The sequence below is a fragment of the Paraperlucidibaca sp. genome (assembly GCF_982810325.1).
Genome location: NZ_CEYEMI010000003.1, coordinates 92,384 through 108,148 on the forward strand (window position 1 = coordinate 92,384; position 15,765 = coordinate 108,148).

General features: G+C 55.1%; 16 protein-coding genes. 14 read left to right on the forward strand and 2 right to left on the reverse strand.

What is annotated here, in order from left to right:
• Positions 1–184 (forward strand): hypothetical protein (locus AC3DKE_RS02575; protein WP_487989996.1); only part of this gene is annotated, 184 nt, incomplete at its 5' end.
• Positions 185–482: 298 nt separating this feature from the next.
• On the opposite strand, the gene uvrB is transcribed toward AC3DKE_RS02575, so the two are convergent.
• On the reverse strand, positions 483–2,510 hold the full coding sequence (gene uvrB / locus AC3DKE_RS02580; RefSeq protein ID WP_340674542.1) for an excinuclease ABC subunit UvrB: 2,028 nt from the start codon (positions 2,508–2,510) through the stop codon (positions 483–485).
• A gap of 168 nt (positions 2,511–2,678) precedes the next feature.
• Between uvrB and msrB the strand changes: the two genes are divergently transcribed.
• Both msrB and msrA read left to right on the forward strand, forming a co-directional pair.
• Positions 2,679–3,215 carry a peptide-methionine (R)-S-oxide reductase MsrB gene (gene msrB / locus AC3DKE_RS02585; RefSeq protein ID WP_411729962.1) on the forward strand — a complete coding sequence of 179 codons (537 nt, stop codon included), beginning with the start codon at positions 2,679–2,681 and terminating at the stop codon, positions 3,213–3,215.
• Entirely contained in the window at positions 3,215–3,877 is a 663-nt protein-coding gene (gene msrA, locus AC3DKE_RS02590) for a peptide-methionine (S)-S-oxide reductase MsrA (RefSeq protein ID WP_487989998.1), read from the forward strand. The genes msrB and msrA overlap by 1 nt, the downstream gene beginning before the upstream one ends.
• Here msrA and mtnP read toward each other — a convergent pair.
• Complete coding sequence (mtnP, locus tag AC3DKE_RS02595) at positions 3,857–4,729, reverse strand: S-methyl-5'-thioadenosine phosphorylase (RefSeq protein WP_487990000.1); 873 nt, start codon at positions 4,727–4,729, stop codon at positions 3,857–3,859. The genes msrA and mtnP overlap by 21 nt on opposite strands.
• 110 nt (positions 4,730–4,839) lie before the next feature.
• Here mtnP and AC3DKE_RS02600 point away from each other — a divergent pair, with 110 nt between their 5' ends.
• The 11 genes from AC3DKE_RS02600 (at position 4,840) to AC3DKE_RS02650 (ending at position 15,751) form a co-directional block, all read left to right on the forward strand.
• A complete protein-coding gene (locus tag AC3DKE_RS02600) occupies positions 4,840–5,937 on the forward strand; it encodes an FAD-dependent oxidoreductase (protein ID WP_487990002.1) in 1,098 nt (365 codons plus the stop codon).
• Positions 5,938–6,027: 90 nt separating this feature from the next.
• A complete protein-coding gene (gene arsS, locus AC3DKE_RS02605) occupies positions 6,028–6,990 on the forward strand; it encodes an arsenosugar biosynthesis radical SAM (seleno)protein ArsS (protein ID WP_340674523.1) in 963 nt (320 codons plus the stop codon).
• A 60-nt stretch (positions 6,991–7,050) separates the two neighbouring features.
• Complete coding sequence (locus tag AC3DKE_RS02610) at positions 7,051–9,195, forward strand: dihydrolipoyl dehydrogenase family protein (protein ID WP_487990003.1); 2,145 nt, start codon at positions 7,051–7,053, stop codon at positions 9,193–9,195.
• Entirely contained in the window at positions 9,195–9,926 is a 732-nt protein-coding gene (locus AC3DKE_RS02615) for a TIGR04283 family arsenosugar biosynthesis glycosyltransferase (protein WP_484216526.1), read from the forward strand. The genes AC3DKE_RS02610 and AC3DKE_RS02615 overlap by 1 nt, the downstream gene beginning before the upstream one ends.
• Positions 9,923–10,540 (forward strand): TIGR04282 family arsenosugar biosynthesis glycosyltransferase, encoded by a 618-nt coding sequence (locus AC3DKE_RS02620; RefSeq protein ID WP_487990005.1) that lies wholly within the window; start codon positions 9,923–9,925, stop codon positions 10,538–10,540. The genes AC3DKE_RS02615 and AC3DKE_RS02620 overlap by 4 nt, the downstream gene beginning before the upstream one ends.
• Positions 10,541–10,552: 12 nt before the next feature.
• Positions 10,553–11,296, forward strand: a complete 744-nt coding sequence (locus tag AC3DKE_RS02625; RefSeq protein WP_411729954.1) for a DUF3047 domain-containing protein — start codon at positions 10,553–10,555, stop codon at positions 11,294–11,296.
• 13 nt (positions 11,297–11,309) lie between these two features.
• On the forward strand, positions 11,310–12,380 hold the full coding sequence (locus tag AC3DKE_RS02630) for a methyltransferase domain-containing protein (RefSeq protein ID WP_411729953.1): 1,071 nt from the start codon (positions 11,310–11,312) through the stop codon (positions 12,378–12,380).
• 49 nt (positions 12,381–12,429) lie between these two features.
• The gene (locus AC3DKE_RS02635; RefSeq protein WP_487990007.1) at positions 12,430–13,236 is read left to right on the forward strand and encodes a phosphate ABC transporter substrate-binding protein; all 807 of its coding nucleotides are present in this window, start codon (positions 12,430–12,432) and stop codon (positions 13,234–13,236) included.
• Complete coding sequence (pstC, locus tag AC3DKE_RS02640) at positions 13,193–14,077, forward strand: phosphate ABC transporter permease subunit PstC (RefSeq protein ID WP_484216522.1); 885 nt, start codon at positions 13,193–13,195, stop codon at positions 14,075–14,077. Before AC3DKE_RS02635 ends, pstC begins: the two co-directional genes overlap by 44 nt.
• Positions 14,067–14,942 carry a phosphate ABC transporter permease PstA gene (gene pstA, locus AC3DKE_RS02645; RefSeq protein WP_484217317.1) on the forward strand — a complete coding sequence of 292 codons (876 nt, stop codon included), beginning with the start codon at positions 14,067–14,069 and terminating at the stop codon, positions 14,940–14,942. The genes pstC and pstA overlap by 11 nt, the downstream gene beginning before the upstream one ends.
• Entirely contained in the window at positions 14,939–15,751 is an 813-nt protein-coding gene (locus AC3DKE_RS02650) for a phosphate ABC transporter ATP-binding protein (protein ID WP_340674532.1), read from the forward strand. The genes pstA and AC3DKE_RS02650 overlap by 4 nt, the downstream gene beginning before the upstream one ends.
• Positions 15,752–15,765 lie beyond the last annotated feature (14 nt).

Below are 15,765 nucleotides of genomic sequence, written 5' to 3' on the forward strand. Positions count from 1 at the left end.
AGATAGCGATGGCAAGGTTGTTGCTAACCTGCAAAATAGCAGCTCCGATAGCTACGCACCGATTACTACCGTGCGCGAATACGATGGCTGGTTGTACTTGGGTTCGCTCAAGCAAAAGAGTTTGGCCCGCTGGTCACTTGTAGGCCTGCCTAGTGCTGATAAAACACCCGCTGCTTCGCAATAATCAAGGACTTATCCCGCAAAACAGTCTGCTCGCAGGTTATCCCCAATTGCTGTGGATAACTTTGTGGGCAAGTCCGAGGATAACGGCCGGGGTCCGCACTACAAGCGGCCTCTGACCGTTTGGCGCTTTTTTCAACGAATACTTATCATCGATTAAAATCAATGACTTAGCCTGTTTGTACAGTTTTTCGTCGGCTAAGTTAGCATTCGCTCAGCAAATGCACAGCCACCCTAGTGACATGTGCACAACATTCGTGCATTGCACGCTGTAAATGCCTAAAAATACGGCAAAAACCTCATTACCCTGCCACTAACAACTGAGACCGTAGCTGTGAGATGTGATCACGGATGCGCCCAGCTTCCTCAAACTCCAAATTACGCGCACTAGCCATCATGGCCTTCTCCAATACGGTAATTTCAGCGGCAATAGCCTTCGGATCGCGCAAATTCACCAAGCTGCCCGTGCGATCGCCGCCACGTTTACTACGCTTGCCGCCACCATTCGCTGCTGCTGCCCCGGCATAAGTTTCCAAAATATCACTGACTGGGCGCATTACGCCTTTGGGTGTGATGCCATGCTCAAGGTTAAATGCTATTTGCTTGTCGCGGCGTCGATCAGTCTCGGCAATGGCGCGTTCCATAGAGCCTGTGATGCGATCGGCATATAAAATTGCCTTACCATTTAAGTGGCGTGCAGCACGGCCAATGGTCTGAATCAAGGCTCGCTCGGAGCGCAAAAAGCCTTCTTTATCAGCGTCTAAAATAGCCACCAAGGACACTTCGGGCATGTCCAAACCTTCGCGCAATAAGTTGATGCCAACCAGCACATCAAATACGCCCAAACGTAAATCACGAATGATTTCGACGCGCTCAACAGTGTCGATGTCGGAATGCAGATAGCGCACTTTCACGCCATGCTCATTGAGATATTCGCTCAAATCTTCCGACATGCGCTTAGTTAGCGTCGTCACCAAGACCCGCTCATTAACAGCAACACGTGTGTGAATTTGCGAGAGCAGATCATCGACCTGTGTACTAGCTGGGCGTATCTCAATTTCAGGATCAACCAAGCCGGTCGGGCGTACCAATTGCTCCACGATCGCCTCAGCTTTCTCGGCCTCATATGCGCCAGGCGTGGCCGAGACAAAAATAGTTTGCGGCGATATACGTTCGAATTCGGTGAACTTCATCGGCCGGTTATCCATTGCCGATGGCAGACGAAAACCGTAAGTCACTAGATTATCTTTACGCGAACGGTCGCCGTTATACATGCCGCCAATTTGCGGCACAGTGACGTGCGACTCATCAATAAATAACAACGCTTCAGCTGGCACATAATCAAACAATGTGGGCGGTGCTGAGCCCGGCTCACGGCCTGACAAATAACGCGAATAGTTTTCGATGCCTTGGCAATAACCGAGCTGTTGCAGCATCTCTAAATCAAACTTTGTGCGCTGCTCAATACGCTGAGCTTCAAGCAGCTTGTCATTGGCGCGATACCACTCAATTCGCTCTTTAAGCTCGATCTGAACTGACTCGATAGCCGCATGAATGCGTTCCTGCGGCGTCACATAGTGCGTTTTTGGGTAAATCGTCACGCGGGCAACGCGCTGGCGTGCTTCACCGGTTAGCGGGTCGAACCAGTAAATCGACTCCACTTCTTCATCGAATAGTTCAATGCGCACTGCCTGTGCATCAGACTCAGCTGGATACACATCGATGATGTCGCCGCGTACGCGATAACAGCCGCGAAAAAACTCGATATCATTGCGCTTGTATTGCAACTCAGCCAAACGCCGCAAAATGCCACGTTGGTCGATGCGATCACCGCGAGCAATATGCAGCAGCATTTTCATATATGACTGTGGATCGCCCAAGCCGTAAATCGCCGATACCGTGGCTACAATGATGGAGTCTCTACGCTCCAATAATGCACGAGTCGCCGATAACCGCATCTGTTCGATATGCTCGTTAATCGCCGCATCTTTCTCGATGAAGGTATCTGAAGACGGTACGTAAGCCTCAGGCTGGTAGTAGTCGTAATAAGACACGAAGTATTCCACCGAGTTGTTCGGGAAAAACTCTTTAAATTCACCGTATAGCTGTGCCGCCAAGGTTTTATTTGGCGCCATAATGATCGCTGGTCGCTGCATCTGCGCAATGACATTGGCCATGGTGAAAGTCTTGCCTGAGCCAGTGACACCCAGCAGCGTTTGATGGCTTAAGCCATCGCGCAAACCTTCAACCAAGCCAGCAATGGCCGTTGGCTGATCGCCTGCCGGCTGATAGCGCGATACCAGCTGAAATTCGCCTTCGGCCTCAGGCATAACGCTGGCCTTCACGCTCTGATCAGCTGAAATTTTTGCACTCGGCGCGGCTTTTGACCCTGCTTGTGACATTGGCAACCTCTCAATTTAGGGCCACAGTGTAACGCTGAAGGCCTTGCTCGTGTCTAAAACACAGGCACCACACATAGCTGCCTTAGGAGCACTCTAATGAATCGTCGCACTGCATTAAAAAATACCTTTTTAGGCACGGCCATTGTCGCTGCTGGCGCCTGGGCCTCGAAACCATTAGCGCATGCCAGCGGATTTTTTCACGATGACAGCAAGGCATTCGGCACTCTGGCGAAGCCGGCAAGCTTTTGGCGCGATAAAGTCAGCGAGAAAGCCTGGGCAGTGCTGTTTGAAGAAAATACTGAACGACCAAACTCCAGCCCTTTAAATGCCAATAAAAAGCCCGGCACTTTTGTTTGTGCGGCCTGCTATCAGCCTTTATTTAAAAGCGCTCAAAAGTTTGAAAGCGGCACCGGCTGGCCAAGCTTTTTCGATGTCATCCCGAAAGCGGTTGGCACCAAAGACGATCGCAGCTTATTCATGTTGCGCACGGAATATCATTGCGCCCGTTGCGGCGGCCATCAAGGTCATGTGTTTAAAGATGGCCCAGCGCCAACCGGCTTGCGCTATTGCAATAATGGCTTAGCACTGGCCTTTGTCGATGAAGGCACTGAACTGCCTGCGCTGCGAGGTTAATGATGAAAATCTCTTGGATAAAAGCCGGCTTAGTAAGCGCGGCATTGGCTTGCACTGCCGCAATAGCGTTGGCCGCAACCAGCACCAGCTCAACAAGCACTGCACCAACAACTGCTAGCGCAAAGCCTGAAACGGCTAGCGCCATTTTTGCCGGTGGCTGCTTTTGGTGCAGCGAGTCTGACTACGAAAAACTGAAAGGCGTGACAGAAGTTGTCTCAGGCTATATCGGTGGCAAATCGAAAAACCCTAGTTATCAGGAAGTGTCTGCTGGTGGCACCGGGCATTACGAAGCTGTGGAGGTTTTCTACGACCCATCCGTGGTCAGTTACGACACACTGGTGAACTACTTCTGGTCGCATCACGACTATCTAGATAACGGCGGTCAGTTTTGCGATCGTGGCTCGCAATATGCACCAGCTATTTTCCCGCAAGACGCGAAGCAACTAAACATTGCCAAACGCAGCCTAGCGGCATTTCAGCAGCGCGTTAAAGCTAAAATTGCCACCAAAATCGTCCCCGCCAGCACGTTTTATGCTGCCGAGGATTATCACCAGAACTATTACAAAACCAACCCTGTGCGCTACAACTACTACCGGCTGTCTTGCGGCCGCGATAGTCGAATTGATGCTCTTAAAGCCGATTTAAAGCCGGCGCGCAATTAAAGCGGCTAGGCGCTCGCGCACCTCAGGAGCCATATCGGCAGGCGAAGTAATCAAGCCAGTATCGAGCGCGTTATGCGCAATCGATGCTGGCCAGCTTGCCGCCAGCAGCTCAATAGCTTTTGCCACCACCGCCTGCGCCTGCTCGGCATTACGCATCAAATTCATAATCGCCATATTGGCACTCACATGCGCTTCTTTCGGGTGCCAGCAGTCGAAATCGGTGACCAGTGCCAGCGTGGCATAGGCCATCTCGGCCTCACGTGCCAAGCGTGCTTCCGGCATATTGGTCATGCCGATAATGTCGGCTTGCATGGAGCGATACCAATGCGATTCGGCCTGCGTAGAAAACTGCGGGCCCTCAATGCAGACATAAGTCGCGCCAACGTGCAGCTCAACATCGACAGGCTTCACCTCACGCACAGCTTCGGCTAATACCGATTGCAGCGCCAAACACACCGGCTCAGCTAGCGAGACATGAGCAATGACGCCTTGACCGAAAAAGCTCTGCGCGCGCTGCTTGGTGAGATCGATAAACTGGCTCGGCAGCACCATATCCAGCGGTTTCATATGCTCTTGCAACGAACCCACGGCCGACACCGCGATGACATAATCCACGCCCAAAGATTTCAGTGCATAGATATTGGCGCGATACGGTACTTCGCTGGGCAGAAAGCGGTGACCACGGCCATGGCGGGTTAAAAACGCTACCGGTACACCACTCAACTCGCCAGTGACAATCACATCCGATGGCATGCCAAACGGTGTCTCCACCACTTGCTCTTGCACATTGGTGATGGCTGCCATTTGATAGAGTCCACTACCGCCAATTACGCCAATTCGTGGCTTTGCCATCTTGCCCTGCCTTTTCACAAATGAATACGAGCTGAACTTTTACCATGCCCTGACATGCTAAGGTCAAGCCACTATTCTGCATTAACTCAATCCAGTGAGGTCACTTAGCATTGACTATAGACACCACGCCCGAGCCAAAACACTTAGTCCTGATTGGCGGCGGCCACGGCCATTTGGCGGTACTTGAAGCTATGCGCCAGCATCCTTTCCCAGCACGCGTAACGCTGGTGACGCCCGATCCCATGCTGACTTACTCAGGCCTGCTGCCCGCTTATCTCGCCGGCCATATGCGCTTGGAGCAATGCCAAATTGCCGTGGCCGACTATGCTAAAGCGGCCGGAGCTACCGTGGTGCTCGATACGCTCATTAGCCTTGATGCCGAACGGCAATGCTGCCAGCTCGCCAGCGGTAAAATCGTGCACTATGACTTGCTCTCGCTAGACACCGGCAGCGTTACCGCCATGCTTTCAGGCATTGCTAGTGCTGAAACAAAGGTGTTGTCGGTGCGCCCATTAAATGGCCTGCTAACAGCTAAATACCCTAACAAAGTCGTCGTCGTTGGCGCAGGTGCAGGCGGCATCGAGCTGGCGTTTGCCTACGCTCATCGCGGCGCAGAAGTGAGCTTAGTCAGCGGCACTACATTGCTACCCGGCCATCATCGCCGAGTAGCAAGAACCACCGCGTATTGGTTGAAAAAACGCGGGATAAAAATACGCAGCGGTCGCGCGCAGCTATGCCCCATCGGCGTGAGCTTAGATTCTGGGCATGAGTTGGCCGCTAATTTAGTCATTGTTGCCACCGGAGCTAGTGCCCCCGAATGGATCGCAGAAAGCGATTTGCGCCGCAGCAAAAATGGCTTTATCGCCATCAATGACACCCTGCAAAGCCAATCACACCCGAGCGTATTTGCCATTGGCGATGTCAGCGCGCCCGAACACCTTGCCATTACAAGAGCAGGAGTTCACGCGGTGATGGCCGGCCCTGTATTGGCAAAAAATCTACGGCATGCCCTAAACCATCACTGCCAAGCACGCTGGCAATTGCTGCCCTACCGGCCAAAGCCTGTTTCGCTGTTTTTACTGGCCACCGGCCCTGAGCACGCGATTTTATCGTGGGGGCCACTAGTGCTTAGCGGCCGTTGGCTCTGGTGGCTGAAACGTTGGATCGATACACGCTTTGTCGAGCGCTACCGTTTAGCCGATTTATAAGTATTCCCACTCTGCGCAATTGCGCCTGTAACGAACAGGCCGCAGCATGCGTCTATTCATTACCAACACCTATTAAGACTAGAGACTCCTATGCTAGCCACGCTGCCACTACTTGAAGCCACCGACTTCCCCGCGATTCGCCGTCGCGCCATTGAGACGCTGCAAATCAACCTTGGCTATAAGTGTAACCAGCGCTGTTTGCATTGCCACGTTAACGCCGGCCCTACGCGCACCGAGATGATGAGCGATGAGATGATCGATCTCATCCCTGAGATTCTCAAGCGACATAATATTCGCCAGCTCGACTTAACCGGTGGCGCGCCAGAAATTCATCATCGCTTTCGTGATGTCGTGCGTGCAGCTCATGCGTTGGGCGTGCAAGTGATAGATCGCTGCAATCTAACGATTTTGTTTGAACCTGGCCATGAAGATACCGCTGCTTTTCTTGCTGAACATAACGTCACCGTAGTGGCCTCAATGCCCTGCTATAGCGCAGAGAATGTTGATAAACAGCGTGGTGACGGCGTCTTCGATAAAAGCATTAAAGGCCTGCAGCAGCTCAATGCTCTGGGCTACGGCAGCGACCCAAAGCTCACATTGAACTTAGTCTACAACCCGCAAGGCCCAAGCCTGCCACCCGATCAACACGCGCTAGAGATCGACTACAAACGCGAACTGATGGCGCATTTTGGCATTCGCTTTAATCAGTTGTTTACGCTTGCCAATATGCCCATTCAGCGCTTTGGCAGCATGCTAATTTCCAAAGGCCAGTTTCACGACTATATGGATTTGCTCAAGGCTAATTATGCCGCCGGCAACCTTGCCGAGCTGATGTGCCGCAGCACCATTAGTGTGGATTACGAAGGCTCGTTGTATGACTGCGACTTTAACCAGCAACTAGGCTTGCGCCTGCCTGATACAGAGAATGCCGCGCCCAATCTGCGCGATTTACTCCACAGCAATTACGACAATAATCCGATTCATATCGCAGATCATTGCTATGGCTGTACCGCCGGCCAAGGCAGCAGCTGTGGTGGTGCGCTGCATGACTAAGGTCACTGATTCGCTTTATCGGTTTATTTTCAACACTTCGCCCGCTTCGAGTATCGCTTTATGAAAAAATGGCTAATCGCCGCCGTCGTCATTACGGCCATCGTTACCCTGCAACAATCCGGCGTGCTCAATGTCCTTAGCCTTGACGGCCTGCGCGAAGGTCAAGCCCAGTGGGCACAATGGCAAGCTGAGCAACCACTGCTATTTGCTGGTAGCTTCTTCGCCATCTACGTGGTCGCCACGGCTCTATCACTGCCGGGCGCCGCTATTTTAACGCTCGCCGCAGGTGCTTTATTTGGCCTCTTGCAAGGCACCATTTTGGTCTCCTTTGCCTCCACGCTTGGCGCGACGCTAGCCTTCCTATTATCGCGCTATTTATTCCGCGACAGCGTGCAAGAAAAGTTCAGTGCCCGCCTCAAGCCCATCAACGACGGTATCGCTCGCGATGGCGCGCTGTACTTATTCACGCTACGACTAGCACCCGTGTTCCCGTTTTTTCTCGTCAACTTACTCATGGGCCTCACGCCAATTCGCGTCTGGACCTATGCCTGGGTTAGTCAGATCGGCATGTTTGCCGGCACCGTGGTCTATGTAAATGCTGGCACACAGCTGGCGCAGCTAGATTCATTAAAGGGCATTATTTCACCTGCGATGCTGCTCTCATTCGCCCTACTCGCCATCTTTCCGTTTATTGCCAAAGCCATCACCAGCTGGCTGCAACGCCGTAAAGTCTATGCACGCTGGCAGAAACCTAAGACTTTCGATCGCAACCTCATCGTTATCGGTGCCGGTGCCGCTGGCTTGGTCAGCGCCTATATCGCCGCCGCCGTGAAGGCAAAAGTGACCTTGATCGAGGCACATAAAATGGGCGGCGACTGCCTGAACTATGGCTGTGTGCCGAGCAAGGCCTTGATTCGCAGCGCCAAGCTCGCCAAGCAAATGCGCCATGGCGAAGACTATGGTCTGGAATCACACACTGCGCGCTTTAGCTTTCGTGCCGTGATGGCCCGCATCCATGCTGTCATCGCCGCCATCGAGCCGCATGACAGCGTTGAGCGCTACACCAACCTCGGTGTCGATGTCCGCCAAGGCTACGCCAAACTCATCGATCCATGGACCGTGGAAATCACTCAACCCGATGGCCAGAGTGAGCGCCTGACCGCGCGCAGCATCATTATTGCCGCCGGTGCTGCACCGTTTGTACCACCGCTGCCGGGCTTAGCCGATGTCTGCGTCACCAGCGATACACTGTGGGCTAAATTTGCCGAACTCGATCACGTGCCAGCACGTTTGGTTGTGCTTGGTGGCGGGCCGATTGGCTGCGAATTAGCACAAAGCTTTGCCCGCCTCGGCGCCAATGTGACGCAAGTGGAAATGGGCGATCGCCTACTCGCTCGCGAAGATATCGACGTTTCTGCCTACGCCCTAGAAAGCCTAGTTCACGATGGCGTAAACGTGCTGACACAACACAAAGCCTTGCGCGTAGAGGATGGCAATACTTTAGTTGTTGAGCATGAGGGCAATGAGCAGCGCATCGGCTTCGATGAAATCATTTGCGCCGTTGGCCGCTCACCACGCCTAAGTGGCTATGGCCTTGAAGATCTGGGCATCCCCACCGCACGCACGGTCACCACCAACGACTATTTAGAAACGCTCTACCCCAATATTTATGCCGCCGGTGATGTTTCTGGGCCCTATCAATTCACCCATGTTGCCGCGCACCAAGCCTGGTATGCCGCCGTCAACGCACTGTTTGGCCAATTTAAGCGCTTTAAGGTCGATTACCGCGTGATTCCGTGGACCACGTTTATTGATCCCGAAGTGGCGCGTGTGGGCTTGAGCGAGCAAGAGGCCGAGGAAAAAGGCATCGCTGTGGAAGTTACGCGCTACGGCATTGATGATCTTGATCGCGCCATTGCCGACAGCGCCGCGCATGGTTTCGTGAAAGTACTCACGGTGCCTGGCAAGGACACCATTTTGGGCGTAACCATTGTTGGCGAGCACGCCGGTGACTTGCTAGCCGAATATGTATTGGCGATGAAGCATGGTCTTGGGCTAAATAAGATTTTGGGCACAATTCATACCTACCCAACGTGGGCTGAGGCAAATAAATACGCCGCTGGTGAGTGGAAACGTGCGCATGCGCCACAAGGTGTGTTGCGTTGGGTTGAGCGCTATCACCGCTGGATGCGAGGTGGTGATTAATGCCCACAAGCAACTCGAGAGACCAAGCAGTTAGCGCTGAAAGCCGCCATGCTGCTGGCATCTCAATTATCGTGCCGGTACTCAATGAGGCCGAGCTAATCGATGAACTGATTGGCCGCCTCAAGCATTTGCGCGAACTCGATGCTGAGATAATCATTGTCGATGGCCAAAGCACAGATGCCACTACCGAACATCTCGAAAGCGCCGGCTTTACCGTGCTGCGCTGCCCACAGCGTGGCCGGGGTTATCAGCTCGCGCTCGGCTCAACGCTTGCCACACATGACAACCTACTGTTTTTACACGCCGACACCGTGCTACCTAGCAGTGCCCTGAGCTTAATCGAGCAAGCACTCGCCACAGGCAGCGCCTGCTGGGGCCGTTTCGATGTGCAAATTGCCGGTACCGTGCGCGGCCTAAACATGGTCGCCTTCATGATGAATTGGCGCTCGCGCCTCACCGGCATTGCCACCGGCGATCAAGCCATATTTATGACGCGAGCAGCACTGACCGCCGCCGGTGGCGTGCCTGAACAAGTCATCATGGAAGATGTCGAGCTCAGCAAACAGCTGCGCCAGTTAAGCGCGCCGGTGTGTCTGCGTCAGCGCGTAACGACATCGGGTAGACGCTGGCAGCGCGACGGTTTATGGCCAACGATTTGGCTGATGTGGCGGCTACGTTGGCGCTATTGGCGCGGTGCTTCCGCCGAGACTATTGCTCAGGAATACGCATGACCGCTTTAATTATTTTTGCCAAAGCGCCAACACCAGGCCGCTGTAAAACACGTCTGAGTCCGGCACTTGGCGAGCATGGCGCCGCCGACTTAGCCGCGCGCATGCTCGCCACCACCCTCGAATTTGCGCAAGAAGCGGGCTTTGCCGAGATCATCTTATGTAGCGATCCAGCACCAGATGATGCCGCATGGCAAGTTCAGAACCTACCTGAAAACATCACTTGCGTAGCGCAGGGCGATGGCGATTTAGGCGCGCGCATGCAGCGAGCCGCCGAGACTGCCTTAGCCGATCATCAAGCCGTGATTTTGGTCGGCACTGACTGCGTTGAACTCAGCAGCGACTGGTTGCGCGAGGCCAGTGCAGCGCTCGCCGAACACGATGCTGTCATCCACCCCAGTGAGGACGGCGGCTACACTCTGCTCGGTCTACGCAAGAGTCATAACAGCTTGTTTAGCGCGCTGCCGTGGAGCACAGAAGCGGTGGCGAAAATCACCTATGAGCGCCTTGATGCGCTGGGCTGGAACTATCAAATCCGCGCGCTCAGCCACGATATCGATACACCGGAAGACCTTATTTACCTGCCCGATCATTGGCCTTTGCCAATGATTCGCTAAGCCGAGCTCATCATGAAAACACACTCATTTTTACTACTCACTGCCGTGATAAGCAGCGCACTCATTAGCACCTCAGTCAGCGCCGATCCCATTGCGCTGAGCCGCTTTACCGAACCTGCCGCCAACGTACCGGCACCATGGCAGCGCGCACTCATCAGCAGCAAACTCAAGCCCACCGAGTATCGCGTCAGCACCGTCGATGGCATCACTGGCATCGAGGCCACAGCCGATAACAGCATGGCGCTCATGGGCCGAGCTGTGAGCGTTGACCTGGCAAAAACGCCGGTGCTGTGCTGGAGTTGGCGCATCGATGCACCATTGAAAAATGCCAATATGAAAACCAAAGCGGGTGACGATTACGCCGCCCGCGTCTATGTCGCACTCAGCATCCCAGCAGAAAAAATGAGCTTTGTTACACGCGCCAAACTTAAGCTCGGCCGCGCCATTTTTGGCAGCCAAGTGCCCGACGGCGCGCTGAACTACGTCTGGGATAACCGCTACCCCGTCGGCACCTCCATGGCTAACGCCTACACCGATCTCACCCGCATGATCGTGGTCAATTCCGGTCCTGCGAAAGCTGGGCAATGGGTCAGCGTGCGTCGCGATTTAAGTGCGGACATCCAAAAATACTTCCCTGATCAAGCAGCAAAACCCGCGCTGCTCGCCGTGGCTTCAGACACCGACAATACCGGCGAAAAAGCCCATGCCTATTTCGCCGATTTCCGTCTCACCACGCGCGATGACACATGCCAGTAATAGGAGCCTCAAAATGACCACATCAACAAATCAGGCCACACTCGATAGCGTGCAGGATTATTACGGCCGCCAGCTGCAATCCAGCGCCGACTTAAAAACCACGGCCTGCTGCGATTTCTCCTCGATGCCGAACTGGCTAAAGCCTTTGCTTAGCAACATCCATCCCGAAGTATTGTCGCGCTATTACGGCTGCGGCCTAGTCTGCCCGCCCCTACTCGAAGGCTGCCGCGTGCTCGATCTTGGCAGCGGCACTGGGCGCGATGTCTATGCGCTGGCGCAATTGGTCGGTGCCAGCGGTGAAGTCATCGGCGTCGATATGACCGATGAGCAACTGGCCGTAGCAGAGAATCATCGCGCCTGGCATGCCGAACAATTTGGCTTCGACAATGTCCGCTTTATCAAAGGCTATATTGAAAAACTCGATGAGCTCGGCCTAGAAGACGCCAGCTTCGATGTCATCGTCTCGAATTGCGTGATCAATCTCTCGCCCGATAAAGACGCCGTACTGCGTGAAATTCAGCGCCTACTCAAGCCCGGCGGCGAGTTTTATTTCAGCGATGTTTATGCCGATCGCCGAGTGCCCGAGGCCGTACGCGCCGATCCCGTCATCTATGGTGAATGCCTCGGTGGCGCGCTGTATTGGAATGATTTCGTCTCGCTGTCTAAGCGCCACGGCTTTGCCGACCCACGCTTGGTCGAAGATCGGCCATTGGCGATTACCGACCCTGCCATTGCCGCCGTGACCGGCACGCTGCGCTTCTTCTCGGCGACTTACCGCTTGTTTAAGCTCGATGGCCTAGAACCCGCTTGCGAAGACTATGGTCAGGCTGTGATTTATCGTGGCAGCGTGCCCGATAACGCCCATGCTTTTGTGCTCGATAAACACCATTACATCGAGGCCGGCAAAGTCTTCCCGGTCTGCGGCAACACCTGGGCCATGCTCGCCGACACGCGCTTTCGCGAGCACTTCGAGTTCATCGGCAATTTCAACACGCACTATGGTTTGTTCACCGATTGCGGCGGCAGCGTGCCGTTTGACGCGACGATAAATGCAGGCAGTAACGATGGCGCCAGTTGCTGCTAATTGCCTAGCAAAACATGACGCTTAAGCGCATCAACTTTTGGAGCGACAGATGAACTTGCGCACCCTCGCCGCACTCGCTTTGATGGCTCTTAGCACCAGCAGTTTTGCTGCCGACACCAAGCTCGTGCTCACCGGCTCCAGCACCATCGCGCCCTTGGCCTTAGAGATTGGCCGCCGCTTTGAGTCACTTAATCCGGGCGTGCGTATTGATGTGCAGTCTGGCGGTTCATCGCGCGGCATTAGCGATGCCCGCTCCGGTCTCGCCGACATCGGCATGGTCTCGCGCGCCTTAAAGCCTGAGGAGGCCGACATCAAAGCCCACCTCATCGCGCGCGATGGCGTCACCGTCATCACCCATGCCAGCAATCCTGTGAAGGTGCTGAGCAAGGCGCAAATTATCGCGATCTACACTGGCAAGATCACCAATTGGAAAACACTAGGCGGGCGCGACCAAGCCATCACCGTGGTCAATAAAGCCGAAGGACGCTCAACGCTGGAGTTATTTACGCAGTTCTTCGGTCTGAAGAATGAGCAAATCCGCGCGCAAGTAATTATTGGCGATAACCAACAAGGCATTAAAACTGTCGCAGGTAACCCGGGTGCTATCGGCTATGTCTCCATTGGCACCGCCGAATACGAAGCCGAAGTCGGCACGCCGATTCGCCTACTCGCGCTCGATGGCGTGAAAGCGCTGGTAGCCAATGTCAGCAACGAAACTTTTCCGCTGGCGCGACCGCTGAACCTCGTGACCACACCTAAGCCTAGCGGTTTAGCCAAGCGCTTTATCGATTTCGCGCAATCCGCTGCGGTGCATGACATCGTCAAGGATCAGTATTTTGTTCCCGTGGCGCGCTGATGCCGCGCTAGCTTTCAGCACTCGCCTACTGGCGCTGTGGTCAGCGGCGCTGGTAATTTTCATCGCCGCTTTTCTCTTGCGCGAGGCCTGGCCCGTGCTCGTCAACGGCCATTGGCAAGCCTTTTTCACTAGCGATGGCTGGTATCCATCATCCGGCCAATTCAATCTCTGGCCCATGTTGGTGGCGACCTTAGCCGCCAGCCTCGGCGCGATGCTGCTTGCTCTACCACTCGGCATCGCCTCCGCCGTCTTTCTCTGTTTTCACGCGCCCACACCAATTGCCAATGGCTACCGCCGCCTCATCGTGCTGCTCGCCGGCATTCCATCAGTGGTGTTTGGCCTCTGGGGCCTTACCGTGATGGTGCCGCTGATTGCGCAAATCGCCCCGCCGGGTGCGAGCCTGCTTGCTGCCATCTTAATTTTAGCGCTGATGATTCTGCCCACCGTGGCGCTGACCAGCGAAGCCGCCATCGCTGCCGTACCAGTGCACTATGCTCACGGCGCCTTCGCACTGGGCTTGAGTCGCGCCAGCAGCGAATGGCGCGTGGTCGTGCCCGCCGCCCGTGCCGGTATCGCCAGTGGAGCTTTGTTGGCGATGGGCCGCGCGCTCGGCGAGACCATGGCCGTACTCATGGTCGCTGGCAACGTGGTGCAAATCCCCGGCAGCGTGTTTGATTCCGTGCGCGTACTCACCGCCAATATGGCTCTAGAGATGGCCTATGCCACCGGCAACCATCGCGCCAGCTTATTTGTTACCGGCGTCGTGCTCATGGCCTTAGTTGCCGTATTGGCCTGGTGGGCGCATCGCCATAGCGCGCGCGGAGTCACCTATGCACAGTAAGCGCATGAGCCTAATGGCAAACCCGCGCACAGTGCTCAGCAGCCAGTTAATCTCGGCGCTACTCTGGCTCTGCGCCGCACTCGTCACCGGTATTTTTGCGTGGATACTTATCGATATTTTACGCCTAGGCCTCGCTCATCTCAGCCTCGATTTCCTGCTCAGCGAACCCACACGCGCTGGCCGCTCAGGCGGCATCGCGCCAATCATCGTCTCCACGCTTTGGGTGCTGGCCATCGCACTCGCAGTGGCGCTGCCGCTGGGCCTTGGCAGCGCACTCTGGCTGCACAGTTTCACCGCCGGCGGCGGGCGATTATCACGCACAGTAAGACTCTTGCTCGACATTCTTGCCGGCGTGCCTTCCATCGTTTTCGGCCTCTTTGGTGCCGCGTGTTTTTGCATCTGGATGGGCATGGGGTTTTCCATCCTTTCCGGCGGCCTCACGCTGGCCTGCATGATTTTGCCGCTGCTCATTCGTACTACTGAGATGGGCCTGGCCGCCGTCCCTGCCGACTGGCAACGCGGCGCGCTAGCACTCGGCTTATCGCGCACCGCCGCCTTGCGCTGCGTGCTGCTGCCCGTGGCCATGCCGGCCATACTCGCGGGCCTCATGCTCAGCATCGGACGCATCTTAGCCGAGACCGCCGTGCTGCTGTTTACCAGTGGCTATGTCGATCGCTACCCGGAATCGATGTTCGACTCTGGCCGCGTCATGGCGCTGCATATCTATGATTTATCGATGAATGTCACCGGTGGCGATGCCAATGCCTACGCCACCGCCTTAGTGCTTATTAGCGTGCTGCTGCTGGTCAATGGCGCAGCAACGCTGGTCGGCACCCGATGGTTACGCGGGAGCATACGCATATGAACGCCACCAGCCTCGGTGATCTCATTGAGACGCAGGCCTGCTGCGAGCCGAAAGCGCATCTCAGCCTGAGCAATGTCAGTGTGCGTTATGGCGCAGACACTGTACTTTCACAGGTAAGCTTGGATATTCCACGCGGCTGCATCACGGCGCTGATTGGCCCCTCGGGCTGCGGTAAAACCAGCTTGCTGTGCAGTCTCAATCGCCTCAGTGAACATCTACCAGACTGCCAAGTAGGCGGCGAAATCTTGCTAGATGGACTGAACATTGCCAGCATCGATGCACTGAATTTGCGCCGCCGCATTGGCATGATTTTCCAGCGTCCCAACCCCTTTCCTTTCAGCATTCATCGCAATCTCGATTTGCCCTTACGCGAGCATGGCGTGCGCGATAAAACCGAACGCGAGCGCCGCATTGAAATAGCCCTGCGCGATGTCGGTCTCTGGGATGAAATCGCCGAGCGCTTGCATAGCCCCGCCCTGCGCTTATCTGGCGGTCAACAACAACGCCTGTGCATTGCTCGCGCGCTGGTGTTGGAGCCCGAAATCTTACTCATGGATGAGCCCTGCAGCGCACTTGACCCGCTCTCGGCGAGCGTGGTGGAAGAGCTAATTAAGCGCTTAAGTGGTCGCTATACCGTCATCATTGTCACGCATAATCTGGCGCAGGCGCGGCGCATTGCTAACTACACAGCATTTTTCTGGACACGCGAACAGCAAGGCCGCTTAATCGAGTTCGGCGCTTGCCAGCAGGTCTTTGAGCAACCGCAAGATGCGTTGACTGCGGCGTATGTGGCTGGGCGCAGCGGCTAAAATAAACGGTGGTT